Consider the following 16,738-nt stretch of genomic DNA (forward strand, 5'->3'; position numbering starts at 1 on the left):
GCGTCATCTCGTCGCCGTCCATCTCCACCAAAGGCGTGGTCATTTGGATCTTCGTCATGGGGTTCCTTTCGCGTTCGCCCGTATTCCCTCTTTGCAAAAGCTCGCCTCCCATGATACCGCAGCCTAGCCGCAAGGACCCGTTCGTTAACAGGGAAGCAACGAAAGCGCGCCGCCGACGGCGCGCAAGGCGCACGCAGGCGCGCCGGACGCCGAAGACGAGGGCGCCCGGCGCGGCGGATGCCGGCCGGGCGCTCGACGGAAGGGGTCGGCGAACCCGCGCTAACGGCGCTCGCCCTCGTCTTCGCCGAAGTTCTTCGTCGCCTCCTTCTGCTGCGTGTTGAAGCGGTCCGCACGCAGCTGCTCCATGAGCGTGGCCTCCTGGTATTCCTTGGGCTGGTTCACCACCACCTGCGGGAACGGGATGGAGATGTCGTACTCGTCGAAGATCAGCTTCATCTCGCGGCGCAAATCGCGCTCCAGCTGGCCGCGGTCGCCCTCGGCGCACTGGGCGATGATGCGGATGTTCACGCTGTTGTCGGCCAGGGCCACGATGCCCTTGTAGAACGGGCCGTCCTCGATGGCGGGCAGGCGACGGCGAATGTTGGGGAACTCCTTCTCCAGGATGCTCTCCACGCGCTCCAGCGACTCGCCGTACTCTATGCCCACATCGCAGCTGGCGAACGAGGATTTCTTGGTCATGTTCACCACGTCGCTCACCTCCGAGTTGCGGATGACGATGACGTTTTTCGACCCGTCCTCTATCTTGGTCGTGCGCACGCCTATCTCCACCACGGTGCCGCTCTTGGAACCCACCGAGATGATGTCGCCCACGCGGAACTCGCCCTCGAAGATGATGAACAGCCCGCTAATGATGTCGGACACAAGCTCTTTGGCGCCGAAGCTGATGGCGATGGACAGGATGCCGGCGGAGGCCAAAAGCGTGGTGGTGTCAACGCCCACCAGCGCCAGGCAGTAGTACAGGATGGCGATGACCGCCGCGTACTTGATGAAGCTCGCGAGCATGCGGCACACCGTCTCGCCGCGCGCCCCGAACACGCTGGAGAGCAGCTTCAGAAGCTGCTGGGCCACCATCACCAGCGTGAGGGCCACGCAGGCGGTCATGGCGCTGGCCGTGATGGCGAAGATGTTCAGCCCGCGCTCCCAGCTCCCGCCCAGGATGTAGGCGAAGATGGAGTTCTTCTCGAACAGCCGGTCCTGCAGCAGCACCGCCACGCACACCGCGATAGCGAACACGGCCACCAGCCAGCGCACCACGGTGAGCGTCTTCTGCTCGGCGGTCTTCTCGTCCCATGCGAGCGAGCGGTTGAGCCAGCGGCTCGCCGCCGACTCGGTCTTGGCGCGCCGGCCGCTTGGCATGGTCACCTCGAACATGCGCTCGTCGGCGTCGCCCTCGCCACCGGTCGCGCCCGCCGCTGCGGGGCGCTTGCGGGACGGACGGACCTCGAAGGACACCAGCAGGAAGATGACCACCTGGCACAGAAGGCTCAGCGCCCCCACCGCCATGGCCATGGGGCCGCGCTCGGTCATGAGGTCGGCCTCGGGTTCGGCGATGTAGACGTAGTGCTGGTCGGTCTCAAGCGAGGTGGCGAAGTAGCGCTCCCCGTCGATGGTCAGGTAATCGGAGTAGCCGCCCTTGAGCTGGCCCTCCTCCATGCCGAACTCCACAGCGGACTTGCCTGCAAGGCGGCTGTCGGGATAGTAGGAAAACGTGCCGTCCTCCTTGCTCACGGCGAAGGCGAAGCCGTTCTGACCCACCTTCACGCCGTCCAAGATGCTGTCGAGCCGCACGTTGGCCAGCATGTTCTCCAAGCGCTCGGGGCGGATGCCCAGCTGCACGAAGCCCTCTACGGCGCCGTCGTCGCCGTAGATGGTTGCGCCTATGTACTGGCGCAGCTCGCCGGACACCTCGTCGGCCTGGGGCTCCTGCACCAGGTGGTCGACGCCCTGCAGAAGCTTGCGGAACTCGTAGGACTGGTCGGCCGGGTCCTCGCTCAGCGTGAAGTTGGCGTAGGGCGAGTTCGTGGCCACCACCTCGCCGGCCGCGTTGAAGTCGAACACGTACTGGATCTGCAGCACGTCGGCCAGCTCCTGCATCTTCTCGCGGGTGGCCAGCGCCGGGTTCTGCTCCAAGATATAGGCGGCCACCTGGGCTTTGCTCAGATAGCGCTCGCCGTACTGGGCGGTCAGCTCGTCGGCCTGCTCGTTGTAGCGCGCGATGGTCGCCTCCATGTCGGCCGCTCGCTCCCCGCCGCTTGTGGACTCGCTGGAAAGCGCGAACAGCGTCTGCATGTAGAAGGAGATGAGGACCACGGCCAGAAAGCCCATGAACGACAGCACGGCGGCCTTCTTGCCCACGGCTTTGTTGAAGCGCACGGGCCCCAGGTTGGCGTAGTCCTCCTCGACATGCCCGCTGCGCTCGTCCTCGCGCATGACGAAGACGCCGTACATGATGACCACCGCCAGCACCGCGAAGAACACGAACAGGATGACCCCCACCGTCATGACGCGCGAGGACACCATGTCGCTTTCGGGGACGGCCGCCACGTAGTAGGTGTCGCCGATCTTGGAGACGCCGCAGTACAGACGCTCGCCGTCCAGGTCCATCCAGCCGAAGAAGCCATCCTCCAGGTTCTTCACCTCAATGCCGGCGTCAATGGCGTCGGCGCCGGTCAGCAGGTCGCTGGGATGGTGCTCTATCTCGTAGGTCTTGGCGGACACCGCGAACACATAGCCGTGCTCGCCCACGCCGATGTTGCCGAGCACGCTCGCCTTGGAGCTTGTCTCGTCGATGAGGCAGTAAAGCTCCTCGGGGTTCTGCTCGACCACCGCCATGGTGCTGTCGTCTATCTGCGCCGCGTAGTAGCGGAACCAGCGTCCCTCGTCGGGCAGCTCCACCTCCATGGCCGCCGACGGCTCGCCGTTCTCGAACACCGTGCGCAGCTGGTTGTAGCGCGCCAGGGAGAAGTCGGCCTGCGTGTCCTGGGCCTGGGCGACAAGGCCGCCGTCCCGGCCCACCACCATCACGTTGTCCACGCCGAGCAGGTTCTTGTACTCCTGCATCTTGGCGTCGGTGGCCTCGAAGCCCGTGTTGTTGTTCGCCATGAAGGCCACGCTGTCGGCCTTGGACTGGTAGACGGCGTCGTAGGTGGAAACAACCTGCTCCTGCTCAGCGTTCGCCGCCTCGAGCAGACCGCTCAGCTCCTCCAGCTCCTGGCGCATGTCGTAGGTGCAGCTCTCCAGCTGCAGGTCGCTTTGCATCGTGTACAGAAGCGCCCCCATGCACGCGAGGCTGGCCAGGGCCACGGCCACCAAAACGCCTATCTTCGCCTTCAGTTTGCCGGACATTGTCTCACCCTCCCCCTTAATCCCACTTGTCGATCAGCGCGGCAATCGTGCCGTCGTCGAGCATCCCCTGCACGGTTTCAGCCACGCGCCCGCTCAGCTCCGAGCCCTTCTGCGTGGCCACGCCGTAGCTCTGCTCGGCTATCTCGGTGGGCAGGATGGAGCGCAGCTCGTCGAGGTAGGTCTGGGTGATGCTGGCGTCCATGCAGGCCGCGTCGACCGCACCCGCCTCCAGCGCGTCGGAAAGCTCCTTGTAGGAGGGGATCTTCTTCACGTAGACGCCCTCGTACTGCGTGCCCTCGTCGGTGTTCTCTATCACGTTCTCCCCGATGACGCCCAGCTCGTTGAGCTTGATGGCCAGCGTGGGGCCGGCGTTGGAACCCGACATGATGCCGATGGTCCTGCCGGCCAGCTGGGAGACGTCCGTGATAAGCGAGCTGTCCTCCACCATGATCACCGACGCGTCGGTGTAGTAAGCGGGCGAGAAGTCGAAGTTCTCCTCGCGGGAGCTTGAGACGGAATAGCACGCCACCAGGCAGTCGACCTCACCGTTGAGCAGCGCGTCCTTGCGGGAGTCAGGCGTCACGGTGACCAGCTCCACGTCGGCGTAGCCCATTCGCTCGGCCAGCTCCTCGGCAATGTCGATCTCAAGCCCGTAGTACTTCCCGGTGCCCTCGTTGTAGAAGCCGAAGCCCACGATGTCGCTGCGCACGCCCACGCGCAGCGTCCCCTCGCCCGCCTCGGTTCCCCCGCCGCCCGCGCATCCGGCCAGCGCCGTCGCAAGCAAAGCAGCCGCAAGCAGCGCGGCCAAGCGCGCCGCGAAGCGACGCGCCTTCCCCGGTTCGCCCATCCGCATCCTCCGATCGCACAGGGCGCGCCTCCGGCCGGCACCGAAGCCGGCGGACGCGCCCGACTCTGACAGCAATGCGCCGCCTTGCCCGAGAAACGTTCGAGCAAGGCGACACTCGAACAAAACAGTATGGCAAAAAGACGGCGACAAAGAAACGAAACACAAGGGGTTCAACTTTTTGTTGAAGCCAGCCAAGAACGTCCTTGACAAATCGTCGCGAGTCGTATTCAGATCCGGAAGCTTGACGGGAGGAGCCAGGGGACCCCGAGCAGAGGGCCGAGCAGGCGCCCGCTCAGCCCCCTTCCCTACAGCTCCTCGAAAAACCCTGCGCGGAGGTTTTTGAACACGGCCTCGCCCTCCTCCTGGGTGGCGTCGAGGTCAACGTCGGCGACGATGGCGAAGTCGTGGTCGCCCTCCGGGTCGCTGAAGATCTGACGAACGCGCCACACGTGCTCGGCGCGCTCGTCGGACTCGTCGATGTCCAGATAGGCCGCCGAGCGTGCGTCGGCGTCGATGAGCACCGCCTCGTGCGCCTCGTAGTACGCATCGAGCGCGCGGCGCCAACGGAGCTCGCCGAAGCCTGCGTCCTGGTCGAGCCGCCCCAGCTCCTCCGCACGGCCCTGCGAGGCCAGGCGCACGCGCGCGAACAGAGCGTTGCGCACCAGCACCGACACGCCGCGGCGGTCGGCCACCACGGCGTCGGCGGTCGCGGGCGGGGCGGCATCCGCGGGCGCGCCGGCGTTCTCCCACGCATCCACCAGGCTCGAGTCCACCGAGCGCACCAAAAACCCAAGCCACGACACGATGTCCTCCAGCCGCTCGTCGCGCCTTGCCGCTGGCACCGTGCGGTCCAGCACGCGGTAGGCGTCGGCCAGGTAGCGCAATAGCGTGCCCTCCGAGCGCGCTATCTTGTAGCGCTGCACGTAGGTCTTGAAGTCCGACGCCGTCTCCACCATGTCGCGCACCACCGACTTCGGCGACAGCTCGAAGTCGCGCGCCCACGGCACGCTCTCGCAGTAGCGCTCGAACGCGGCAGCCAGCTCGCTCTCCAAAGGCCGTGGGTAGGTGATGTCGGCCAAGCGCTCCATCCGCTCCTCGTAGTCCACCCCGTCGGCCTTCATCTCGGCGACGGCCCTCTCGCGCGCGGCGCGTTCCTGCGCGCGCAGCACTTGGCGCGGATCCTCCAGCGTGGCCTCCGCAAGCGAGATCACGTCCAAGGCGTAGCCCTCGTCCTCAGGGTCGAGCATATCGAGCGCCGCCAGCAAAAACGGCGAAAGCGGCTGGTCGAGCGCGAAATCCTCCGGCACGTCCACCGTGGTGGCGTACGACGCCGCGCCGTCCTCGCCCTCCGTGCGCTCCACCACGCCCGCGTCGAGCAGCGTTTGGAACACCTCGTCGGCGCGCACGCGCAGCGCGGCCTTCTCCTCGTCGGTCTGCAGCGACTCCTCGATCAGCTCGAGCACGCGCGCGTAGGCGTCGCCGCCTTGCGCCACCTCGGCGAGCACCAGGGAGTGCGTGACGCGCATGCGCGGCTTGAGCGTCTCGGGCGGAGCCTCGATGAGGCGCTGGAAGGCCTTCTCGTTCCAGGTGACGAACCCCTCCGGCGGCTGCTTCTTCTTGATCTTGCGCAGCTTCTTCGGATCGCCCCCCGCTTTGGCCGCAAGCTTGGCGTTCTCTATGTCATGCTCGGGAGCAAGCGCGATGGCCAGCCCCTCGGTGTCGAAGCCCGCCCGGCCCGCCCTGCCCACGATCTGGTGGAACTCGCGGGCGCGCAGCCGGCGCATCTTGCGCCCGTCGAACTTGGTGAGCGCCGTGAGCACCACGGTGCGGATGGGCACGTTGATGCCCACGCCGAGCGTGTCCGTGCCGCAGATGACGGGCAGAAGCCCCTGCTGGGCCAGCTTCTCCACCAAAAGACGGTAGCGCGGCAGCATCCCCGCATGGTGCACGCCCACGCCGCTTTGCAAAAGCCGCTTGAGCGTCTTGCCGAACGCCGTGGTGAAGCGCGTGCCCTTGACCGCCTCCTTCACCTGCTCGCGCTGCTCCTTCGACGCCACGCCGAAGCTCGAGAGCGCCTGCGCGGAGGCCAGCGCCGCGTCCTGCGAGAAGTGCACGAGGTACAGCGGCGCCTCGCCCTTGCGCAGGGCAAGCTCCACCGTGGCCTCAAGCGGCGTCTCGGCGTACTCGTAGGACAGGGGCACCGGCCGCGGCGCGTCGGCGACCACGTCCACGTCCGCGCCCGTGCGCCGCCTGAGCAGCTCCGAGACGGCGCCCATGTCGCCAAGCGTGGCGCTCATGAGCAGAAACCGCGCCTTCGGCAGCGCGAGCAGCGGCACCTGCCACGCCCAGCCTCGGTCGTAGTCGCCGAAGTAGTGGAACTCGTCCATGGCCACGCATCCCACGTCGGCGTCCTCGCCCTCGCGCAGCGCCTGGTTCGCGAGGATCTCGGCCGTGCAGCACACCACCGGCGCGCCCGCGTTGATGTGCGCGTCGCCTGTGACCATGCCCACGTTCTCGCGCCCGAGCACCTCCACAAGGTCGAAGAACTTCTCGCTGACCAGCGCCTTGATGGGCGCGGTGTAATACGAGCGCCTTCCTGTGGCCATGGCCATGAAGCACAGGCCCAGCGCCACGATGGACTTGCCCGAGCCGGTGGGCGTGCCCAGGATCACGTGGTCGCCCATCATGAGGGCCATGAGGGCCTCCTCCTGGTGGGGCCACAGCTCCATCCCGCGCGCGGACGTCCACGCGAGGAAGCGGTCGAGCGCCTCCTCCGCGTCAAGCCACGGCTCCGGCGCGGGCTGGCCCTCCTCCGGTTCCCACCAGGTGGGAGAGAGCCGCCCGAGCGAGCCGTGCGAGAACGCGTCGTCCTCGGCGCGGGCCACTGGCCCTTCGGAAACCTCTTCGTCCACCTTGTACGGCACTGCGCGCTCCTAACCTAAGATCGCCTGGGGAAACAATCCTAGCATCCTACCACACTCAAGCCCCCGGCACGAGGCGCGGCGGCAGGCGTCACACCCGGCCCGGACCGGATTCCAGTTCCGCCTCCACAAGGTCGATGAGCTGCTGGCGGTTGTGCACCCCCATCTTGCGATAGACGCTGCGCAAGTGGCTCTGCGTCGTGTTCAGCGACACGTAATGCAGATCGGCGATGCGCTTGGCGCTGTAGCCCCGGTAGAACAAATACGCCGTCTCCCCCTCGCGCTTCGTGAGCGAGAATCGGCGCGCGACCTCGTCGAAGCGGCGGGAGTCGTCCTCCGGCGCCTCGGCGGGAAGGACCGCGGCTGCCGGCCCCTCAAGCCCCTTGAGGGCAAGGAAGCTCATGGACAGGAGCGTGGACACCACCGTGACCGCGCACGCTCCAAGCGACAGCGCGCCGAACCATTCGCCGCCCGCCACCCCCGCCGAGCGCAGTGCGAAGGGAAGCGCCCCGTACCCTATCAGGCACCCCGCCGTCTCGGGAACCACCAAAAGCATCAGCGTCGAGCGCAGCTCGTCGCGGGCGCTCAGGCAGGTCGCCAGAATGAACACGAACAGCTCCAAGCACGTCCTGCCGGCGGTCACCGTCCCCAGGCCGAACTGGAACGCCGCGGAAGGCTCCCCTGGGAAGAACAGCAGCGACAGCCCCGAGAGCACACCGCCCACAAGCACCACCCAACCCGCGAAGGCGAACCGGCCCATATCCGTTGCGAACAGGCAGGCGAAGACGATCGCCGCCAGCTCCACCACCGTGATGAAATGCTTGAGGTAGAGCATGGCGTCCGATTCGGTCGCGTAGAACGCATCGCTCACCCCCTTCATGCACACGATGAGGACGAGAAGCGACACCAGCACGGCGACGACGGGGCGGGACGCAAGGGCCGCGGGCGGCTCCCCGCGCGAAACCGCCTTCCGCTCGGCGCGCCCGTCGCCCGGAAGGAGGCAGAGGGCCGATGCGGCCGGAGCAGCCACGGCAAGCAGCGCATGGTCGTTCGCCGCCAGCGAGTTGACGGAGGCCAGCGCGAAAGAGGCAAGGGACGAGAGGCACACGAGGAGCACCGCGCGCTTCGCGTCGGCGCGGGCCTCCATGCGGCAGCGCCGGGCCCAGGCCAGCGTCAGCACCGAGAAGGAACAGGCGGCCAGCGCGAAAGAGGCCGTCGCAAGGGCGGCGAAGCCCTCGTTCAGCGCAAGCGAGCCGGCCCACGCCCCCGCCAAAGCCACGGAGGCAACCGATCCCGCGACGAGCGCGAGACGCGACGAGACCAGGCGCGCCGGCAGGCTCTTCGCCGAGAGCAGGGCAAGGGCGATGGCGAGCACCGCTCCGTAGAACGCCAGGGGAAGAAGGTCGCCGTCCCCTGCCCCTCCGCCCGCCACTATGTTCCTGATGTTCGCCCAACGGTAGAACTGCCAGTAGAACGCCAGGCCCGCGACCGTGGCGAACGTCGTCCGCCCGCCATGCGGAACGCCTTCGCCTACGAGCATGCGCGCTATGGCCCTGCCGGACAAGCCTCTCATCGCCCCTCTTTCTCCCTTTCCGCACCTTACCAGAAGAGCCCGGCCACCCCAAGGGGGCCGAAACGCGATTTTTCCAGCCGAGAAGCCCTCTTGGCCGAAATTCATCACTAAGGGGTGAGAAAAGCGGGGCCCCTCGTCATCGGCAGGGGAAGACCATGCGGCCCCGTTTTCGGCAGAATGGCCGGGAAGCCGTCCCGACGACAGAAGGAGGAGACATGGACGATCCCACGAAACGCGCCGAAGAGGGGCCGCAGCTGAGCAGGAGGGGCTTCGTGCAGGGAGTGGCCGGTCTGGCCGGCCTCGGGCTGCTCGGCGCCCAAGGGGCGCTCGCGCTCTCGGGCTGCGCGGGCGCGCCCTCGGGCGGCGCCGCGTCCGGCCCGGCAAGCTTCAACCCGGGCACGTACACCGCCGAAGGCGAGGGCAAGCACGGCCCCGTCGTCGTGGAGGTGTCGTTCTCGGAAAGCCGCATCGAGGAGGTGAAGGTCGTCGAGCACGGGGAGACGGAAGACATCAGCCACCTGCCCCTGAACGTGCTGCCGGCCGCCATCGTGGAATCCCAATCCATAGACGTGGACGCGGTGTCCGGCGCCACCCTCTCGTCGCAGGCGGTGCTGAGCGCGGTCGCGGACGCCGTCGGGCAGGCGGGCGCCTCGCCCAAGGACCTTCCGGGATTCGACGCCTCGGCCGTCGAGCAGCATATGAAGCCGGGCACCTACGCAGGCGAGGCGTACGGGAAATGGAAGGCGGGGTCCATCGAAGGCGAGCGCTTCGGATGCCCCGCCGTCATCGAGCCGGTGCAGGTGGAGGTCGACGTCGACGAAACGAGCATCCTTGATGTGCGCGTGCTGTCCTGCTCGGACACGCCCGGGTTCTTCGAGCCTGCCGTGGAACGCATGCCGCGCGCCATCGTCGAGCAGCAATCGCTGTTCGTGGACACGGTGACGGGGGCCACGCTCACCGCGGCGGCCGTGCAGGCGGCCTGCGCGAAGGCTCTCTCGCAGGCCGGGGCGAGCTTCGCTCCCTTCGCCAAGGCGACGCCGAAGAAGGAGGCGAGCGAGTCTTACGACGCCGACCTGTGCATCGTCGGCGCTGGCACGGCCGGCACGACCGCCGCGCTCAAGGCCGTCGAAGAGGGGCTTTCGGTCGTGGTGCTCGAGAAGACCGCCCGCATATCGGGCGAGGGCTCGTGCGCGACCGGCGCGCTCGCCGTGGGCAGCAAGCTCGACGAGCAGGTGGGCAACCATGTGACCGTGGACGAGGTGTTTTCGGCCATGATGGATTATTACTATTGGAGGACCGACGCGAGCCTCACCTACAACGTGCTCTCGCATTCGGGGGAGATGATCGACTGGCTGCAGAGCTATTGGGAGCAGACGGGGCAGAAGGGCTTCTCGGCTCCGAAGGCGACAAGCGGCACGAGCATCGCGCACGACTACGGGAAGGGGACCGAGAAGTTCCAGGTGCTCTGGGACACGTTCATCATCCCCGGAGGGGCGACGCTTTTGCTCGACACCAAGGCCGAGTCGCTCATCGTCAAGGAGGGCGAAGTCGCAGGCGTCGCCGCCTCCAAGCAGGACGGGACCGCGGTCACGGTGAACGCGCGCGCCGTGCTCGTCTGCACCGGCGGCTTCGGCGGCAACCCGGGCATGCAGGAGGAGATCTTCGGCACCTCGGACTTCTACCTCAACGGCGTGGCCACGAACACCGGGGACGGCATCAACCTCTGCAGGGAGGCCGGCGCCGTGCTCTCGACGGACGTGTCCCCGCACCTCGCGGAGTTCTGCAGCAACGACGTGCTCGACTTCTACGCCGGCTACATGAAGTTCCTCAACCAGGGCGGGTTCCTCATGCTCGACCCCTCGGGCAACCGCTACATGAACGAGGCGTACTGCATCACGCACGCGCTCGCACGCGGAGCGTCGGGCATGCGCCGCGTCGGCTCGAGCTACATCGTGCTCACCCAAGCCGACTTCGACAAGCTCGTGCGAAGCGGCGTGCACGAAGTACTCGGGGAGGACCTCATCGCCGAGTACAAGATGCGCGAGCGCATCCTCGTGCCCTCCTACCACACGCTGCAAGACGAGATGGACGCCGCCATCGCGCACGGCCAGGCGTGGAAGGCCGACACCCTCGAGGAGCTTGGCGAGCTTGCAGGATTCGACGCCGCCACATGGGCGCGCACGGTCGAGGACTACCGGGCGGTGATCGCCTCCGGAGAGGATCCGCTGTTCGGGAAGCGCCGAGAGCTTCTGCATCCCCTTGACGAGGGCCCGTTCTACGCGGTGCGCGTCGTGTCGCCCATCGACGGCACCTACAACGGCATCAAGGTGAACGACCATCTGCAGGCGATCGGCGAAGGCAACGTTCCCGCGCCGCGAGGGCTGTTCGTCGCAGGGCAGGACAGCGGCGGGTACTTCTCGTACCCCTACACGGACTACGTGGGCGCGACATGCGGCTACGCGCTCACAAGCGGCATGATGTCCATCGAGTACGTCAAGGAGCACCTCGGTCGGTGAGCGGGCGGGCGGATACGATGCCGCGTTCTCAGCAGCGCGCCGCGCTCGGCGAAGGCGGCATCGCGCCAACCGCGCCGCAACGCTTTGTTTCTTTACGGCGGGTGAGCGCGCGTGGTTCAATGGCAGGGCTACCCGCCGACGAAAGGAGCCCCATGGCCATCTCAGACGCGCTCGTCCGCATCCGCAAGGAGCAGGGCCTCACCCAAGACGACCTCGCGCGCAAGCTCTTCGTCACCCGCCAAGCCGTCTCGCGCTGGGAAAGGGGCGAAACGTCGCCGGGCATCGACATGTGCAAGCTCATCGCCGCCACGTGCGACGTGCCCGTCACGCTGCTGCTGGAAATGCCCGACGGCGACTTCTGCCAAAGCTGCGGCATGCCGTTTTTCCAGGAGAAGGACCGCGGCACCGAAGCGGACGGGTCGCCCTCGGAGGAATTCTGCTCGTGGTGCTACCGCGACGGCGCCTTCCTCGAGGACGAGACGCTCGAGGATCTTGTCGAGCGCTGCGCGCCCGGCATGGCCGAGTCGTGCCGCATCACGCTCGACGAGGCCGTGTCGTTCATGGGCGCCCTGCTGCCCACGCTCAAGCGCTGGCGCTGAGCGCCCCCGCAAAAAGCGCCGGCAGCCGTCAGCCCTTGTCGCAGAACGCCTTGAGAACCGCGCGGCGCGGAGCCATGTCCTCCACAAGGTCGTCCGCGATATAAGGGGTCGACGCGAGAGTGGGTCCGCAGCCGCCGTCGGCAGCGGTCCGCATCGCCTCGGACGCGCGCTCGACAAGGGGCCGGACGAGCGTCCGCAACGCCGCCTTCGTAATGCCGAGTTCGCCGGCCAGCGCATCAAATGTGTCGGGCCGCACCTCGTCGATGGCGCGCACGCCGCCGAGCGCCATGGCCATGTCGCGGCTGAACCGCGGATAGCGCGTCGTGCACACGAAGTCGTACGCGGGCGCGAGGGAAAGCCCCGCCCCGCCGCGGCCCGCGTCGGGGTACAGCACCGCGTAGTTCTTCAGATGGGCATCGCAATCCCCGACAAGGTAAGCGAAGCACAGCATGCGGGCGAACGAGGCGATGTCCCTCGCAGGTCGGACGCTGCGCTCTTTGAAGAGACGCGCGACGACGCGCACCGTCCCTCCCTCCAGCTCCGCGTACTTCGAAGCCGGGGTCACGCCGAGCGCCTGCGCGAGATCCTCCTGATGCAGTCGCCTCACGCGCAGCTCCCCCTCCTCCGCAACGCTCTCTCGGTCGAATCGCTCGACCGCGAGGACGGAGGCTCCCGCATCGATCAAGCCGACGCGTGCCGCCTCCAACCCGCAGAGGGCAGCGGCTTTCATGCAAAGGAACTCTATCTCGGGAATATCCCGCAAATGGCTCGTTTTGAGGATATGCGTCGTGGCCGCAAGGCCGTGCGGGCGCAGCCAGCCCTCGTCCATCGACTGGCGCGGATCGTGCGCCAGCCCGATCTTGCCTTGCGTGCCCGCAAGCGAAAGACGCGATGCCGCGTTCTCCTCCGCCATGCAGGGAAGGCCGCAGAACAGGGCGCGGAACCGATCGCTGTCGATCGGCTCGTAGAAAGCGGGTTCTCTGGCGCCGTCCGACCCTGCCCGCGAGATCACGACGTCGCCGATGCAATCCCGTCCGCACGCCTCCAAAAGCGCCAGGTAGTCGTCCTCGGGCAGCTGCAACTCGGAAGCGAGCGCGCGACGGGCCGGCCCCTCCGCCAGCAACCCTTCGAAATAAGGTCGGAACTCCCTTGCGGAAAACGCCTCGGTCTGCAAGGGAAGGGATTGCGAAAGAGGAGTGGCGCGCGAGGATTCCAGATAAGCCGCATCGTAGACGAACGACGATCCGTCGGACGCCAGATGCCCCACGATGCGCGGCTCGAAGCGCTCCAAGCGCTCGACGGACAGCCCTTCCATCAGCCCCTCCTCTTGGCGAAAAGATCGACGCCCAGCATGGCGACCACGTGGAGGGCCTTGCCAATCTCGGCGGTTTCCTTGCCCCCTTCCAAATGGGAGAGGTAGGTGACGCCCACGCCGCACAACCCGGCAAGCTCAACCTGCGTGTATCCCTGCCGCTTGCGCTCCTCACGGATGAGCGCGCCGAGCGCGCTAGCGTTTCCGATGCGTTCCATCGTCCACCTCGCTTTCGATCTATGCGTTCGCATAAAACTCGATTTTTTGAAGGGTATCTTATGCGTTCTCATAAATCAAGTGACAGCGACGCGCTGCTTGCGCGAACGCATAAGCATTGCGGCGAGCGAAGAGCGCGCATGCCAGCGCGCCCAGAGTTCGCAAGCGCGCCCGATCCGCCCCTCTTCGGGCGCCGCCGGCCGCGTCCGTAGGTTGGTCACAAACCGCGGCCCTCAGCGGTTCTCGATGCGGCCGATGTTCTTGAGGGCTATGCTGATGCGGCCGTCGGGCTCGCTCGTGAACTCGATGAAGTCGGGGTTCTCGCCGTACTCGGCCGGAAACGAGACGTCGATGCCGGTGTCGGTGCGTATCCGGTGCATCCGGGCCACGCGCTTGGCCACGGCCCGCTCCACCACCACGCGCTCGGCCACGCCCTCCTCGGCAAGCGCCTCCTCGAAGCGCTTGCGCAGCGGTTCGTCCTCGAACACGTCCTCCGCCAAATCCCACGGAGCCAGCTCCTCCGACTCCTCCACGGCCTGGCTCGCGCTCGCCTTGGCGCGCGACACCGCCACCGCCGCATTGGCGCCGTACTCCTCGGCCACCTCCTCCGCGATGCGCGCGACCGCGCCGAGCACCTCCCGGCCCGACGCCTCTTTGGTGCACTGCAGAAGGCCGTCCGGTATGAGCAGGCGCTCCTCGCCCGCTATGGTGCGCGGCTTATCGCAGAACGTCACGGAAAGCGTGCGCGCGTCCACCACCGCGAACGAGGACACCTTCTGGGAGGGGTTCGGCAAGATGGCGCGGTGGCGGGCCACCGCGACGCGCGTCGAGCCGTCCTCGGCCGTGCCCACCTCGTGCAGGTAGGCCTGCCGGATGTCGAGCAACATGAGCGCGAAGCAGCGCCGCCCGCGCCCCTCGAACGCGGCCAGCTCGTCCGCCTCGTCCATCTCGCGCACGGACGCGTCGGGGTCGTCCTCGAAGTCAACCACCAAGATGTCGGCCGGCTCCGCCTTGTCCGCATGGTCAAGCTCCCCCATGAGAAACTCCGCCACCTGCGCCGACAGCTCTAAAAACCCACGATGGCCGCGAAAGTAGGCGCACAGCTCCTCGGCGAACGCGCTGTCCTCGGCAAACGACCCGCGGCAGGCGTCGATGCTGCCCAGCATCTTGCGCACATGGCCCTCCACGTAGCGCTTGGAGACCTTGTCCGAAAGATCAAGCTCGGTTTGGGAGTAGACGTTGACGCACGACACGGGGTCGAACACGTGCAGTATGGCGTGGTTGATGTTCATGGGCGCTCCCGGCGTATCCGATGGTCAGGCGACAAGCGTACAGAATAGCAGAACGTTCCCCTCCGCGCGGCCTCATCGCGCGCGCAGCACCAGATACTCGTTGAGGGCCCCGTTCCGCCCGTCGGCCGAGAAGCGCGCGACCGCCTCGGCGCGCTGCGCAACGCCCGCCGCCAAGGCGTCCACCTCCTCCTCCGAGAAGCTGTGGCAGTAGCGCCACGCGCCCGGCTCGCCCTGCCAGCCCAGCACGCAGTCGCCCGCGTCCAGCTTAGGCAAGCCCAGCTCCGCGCAGGCGCGCGCGGTGGACTCCCGCGCCTTGGCCACAAGGCCCGGGTCGCTTAAGAAGCGCCAGAACGACACCGCCACCGTCCCGCCCGGCCGCGCGCGGTCCACCAAGGCCGAAAGCGCCTCGGCGCGCTGCGCGGGAAGCGGGAGATGGTGCATGAACCCAAACGACACGCACAGATCGCACGCGGGCGCGTCGAGCATGCGGGAAAGCCGCCCTTCCTCGAAAAGCGCGGCCGCAACGTCGAGGCTTTGGTACGACACGCGCAGCGAGCCGCCCCGCGCCCGCGCCGCCTCCGCGTCAGACGGTCGCAGCCGGGCGTCTGCGCGCTGCGGATCCAGCCGCGCCGCGCCCTCCCCGCAGGCCAGCTCGTCGCAGTTGTCCACCGCGAACAGGTCGACGGCCGCCTCGGGAAACCTCTCGGCCGCAAAGCGCCCGAAGCGGAGGTTCCCGCACGCCAGATCGAAGACGCGCAGCGTGCGCGGGCGGGCGCCCCCGTCCGGAAGCGCGCACTCCAGCACGCGCGCCCACCCGGCCCACGGCGCTTGGCGCGTGGACGAGAACGACGCGGCGTGCGCGCGGTAAAACGCGCTGGTGATGTCGCAGAGCGCATGAGCGGTGTCGGCTGTGATGGGCATGGGGGATATTCTAGCGCACCGGCGGCCTTGCGCGCAGCGCGTGGTACACTAGCATGCCGACGAACCGCCCGCACGTCCCTTTTGCGAAAGCCGCCACCGCCATGGAAGATGCACTGCTCGACATACTCGAAGCCGTCAGGCGCTCAGGCCCGCTTGACGCGAAGTCCCTCGATGTGCTCGTGCGCACGCGCAACCGCGCGCTCGCCCCGGGGGAGCGCCCATGCGCCAAAAAGCACCTCCTCCCCTTCTACCAGGAAACGAAGCGCCGCGACCCCGCGCGCTGGGAATCCTGGGGCGTCGACGAGGCGCTCGAGCGCGACCTGGTGCGCACCCTGCGGATGAAGCCGGGGCGCACCGCCTCGGGCGTGGCCACCGTCACCGTGCTCACCAAGCCCTGGGCGTGCGCGAGCGAATGTTTGTACTGCCCCAACGATGTGCGCATGCCCAAAAGCTACCTGGCCGACGAGCCCGCCTGCCAACGTGCCGAACGAGCCTTTTTCGACCCCTATTTGCAGGTAGCGGCGCGGGTGCGCACCTTGGCGCAGATGGGGCACGTCACCGACAAGGTGGAGCTTATCGTGCTGGGCGGCACCTGGAGCGACTACCCGCGCGACTACCAGGTGTGGTTCGCAAAAGAGCTGTTCCGCGCGCTCAACGAGGCCGCCGACCCGGACCTGACCGAGCGCAGCGTGCGAAAGCGGCAGGCGCTCTACCATGAAGCCGGCATCGAAAACGACCGCGACCTGCTGGTTGCCGCCACGTGCGCCACCCAACGCGCCGTAAACGCAGGCGAGCTTTCATACAACCAGGCCGTGCGCGCGCTCTACGGAGCGGGCACCCCGTGGGAGCGCGCTTCGCCCTTCCAGCGGGCGGCCCTGCCGGAGCTTGACGAGCAGCACGCCGCCAACGAGGAGGCGGCCTGCCGGGCGGTGGGCTTGGTTATAGAAACGCGCCCGGACGCGGTCTCGTGCGAAAGCCTCTCGTTCGCGCGCAGGCTGGGCTGCACGAAAATCCAGATGGGCGTGCAGAGCCTGGACGCGCGCATCCTGCGCTTGAACCGGCGCGGCATCGGCCCCGAGTGCATGGCCGAGGCGTTCTCGCTGCTGCGCTTGTTCGGATTCAAGATCCGCGTGCACTTCATGGCCAACCTCTACGACGCGAACCCCGAATGCGAC

At 67.4% G+C, this 16,738-nt stretch carries 10 protein-coding genes and 1 pseudogene; 3 read left to right on the top strand and 8 right to left on the bottom strand.

Annotation, left to right across the window (positions count from 1 at the left end; genetic code table 11):
• Nucleotides 1–279: 279 nt before the first annotated feature.
• From ACWKY3_RS12000 to ACWKY3_RS12015, 4 genes are all read right to left on the bottom strand, one after another.
• Nucleotides 280–3,366, bottom strand: coding sequence for a mechanosensitive ion channel domain-containing protein (locus tag ACWKY3_RS12000; RefSeq protein ID WP_449316639.1), 3,087 nt, complete (start codon nucleotides 3,364–3,366; stop codon nucleotides 280–282).
• Nucleotides 3,367–3,382: 16 nt separating this feature from the next.
• A complete protein-coding gene (locus ACWKY3_RS12005; RefSeq protein ID WP_449316640.1) occupies nucleotides 3,383–4,213 on the bottom strand; it encodes a transporter substrate-binding domain-containing protein in 831 nt (276 codons plus the stop codon).
• 305 nt (nucleotides 4,214–4,518) lie between these two features.
• Complete coding sequence (locus ACWKY3_RS12010) at nucleotides 4,519–7,137, bottom strand: DEAD/DEAH box helicase (protein WP_449316641.1); 2,619 nt, start codon at nucleotides 7,135–7,137, stop codon at nucleotides 4,519–4,521.
• Between the two features lie 88 nt (nucleotides 7,138–7,225).
• On the bottom strand, nucleotides 7,226–8,707 hold the full coding sequence (locus tag ACWKY3_RS12015; RefSeq protein ID WP_449316642.1) for a helix-turn-helix transcriptional regulator: 1,482 nt from the start codon (nucleotides 8,705–8,707) through the stop codon (nucleotides 7,226–7,228).
• 215 nt (nucleotides 8,708–8,922) lie between these two features.
• On the opposite strand from ACWKY3_RS12015, the gene ACWKY3_RS12020 reads away from it, so the two are divergent.
• Together ACWKY3_RS12020 and ACWKY3_RS12025 are read left to right on the top strand one after the other, a co-directional pair.
• Nucleotides 8,923–11,223 carry an FAD-dependent oxidoreductase gene (locus tag ACWKY3_RS12020; RefSeq protein ID WP_449316643.1) on the top strand — a complete coding sequence of 767 codons (2,301 nt, stop codon included), beginning with the start codon at nucleotides 8,923–8,925 and terminating at the stop codon, nucleotides 11,221–11,223.
• A 152-nt stretch (nucleotides 11,224–11,375) separates the two neighbouring features.
• On the top strand, nucleotides 11,376–11,822 hold the full coding sequence (locus ACWKY3_RS12025) for a zinc ribbon domain-containing protein (protein WP_449316644.1): 447 nt from the start codon (nucleotides 11,376–11,378) through the stop codon (nucleotides 11,820–11,822).
• 28 nt (nucleotides 11,823–11,850) lie between these two features.
• Here the strand turns inward: ACWKY3_RS12025 and ACWKY3_RS12030 are convergent, their stop codons facing one another.
• The 4 genes from ACWKY3_RS12030 to ACWKY3_RS12045 form a co-directional block, all read right to left on the bottom strand.
• A complete protein-coding gene (locus ACWKY3_RS12030) occupies nucleotides 11,851–13,137 on the bottom strand; it encodes a HipA domain-containing protein (protein ID WP_449316645.1) in 1,287 nt (428 codons plus the stop codon).
• Nucleotides 13,137–13,352 carry a helix-turn-helix domain-containing protein gene (locus ACWKY3_RS12035; RefSeq protein ID WP_449316646.1) on the bottom strand — a complete coding sequence of 72 codons (216 nt, stop codon included), beginning with the start codon at nucleotides 13,350–13,352 and terminating at the stop codon, nucleotides 13,137–13,139. Before ACWKY3_RS12035 ends, ACWKY3_RS12030 begins: the two co-directional genes overlap by 1 nt.
• A 231-nt stretch (nucleotides 13,353–13,583) precedes the next feature.
• Entirely contained in the window at nucleotides 13,584–14,642 is a 1,059-nt protein-coding gene (locus ACWKY3_RS12040; protein ID WP_449316647.1) for a nucleoid-associated protein, read from the bottom strand.
• A 72-nt stretch (nucleotides 14,643–14,714) separates the two neighbouring features.
• Complete coding sequence (locus ACWKY3_RS12045) at nucleotides 14,715–15,563, bottom strand: class I SAM-dependent methyltransferase (RefSeq protein ID WP_449316648.1); 849 nt, start codon at nucleotides 15,561–15,563, stop codon at nucleotides 14,715–14,717.
• Between the two features lie 101 nt (nucleotides 15,564–15,664).
• On the opposite strand from ACWKY3_RS12045, the pseudogene ACWKY3_RS12050 reads away from it, so the two are divergent.
• Nucleotides 15,665–16,738 (top strand): annotated as a pseudogene (locus ACWKY3_RS12050) (elongator complex protein 3); the annotation flags it as partial.

This window comes from Rubneribacter sp. (genome assembly GCF_965361815.1).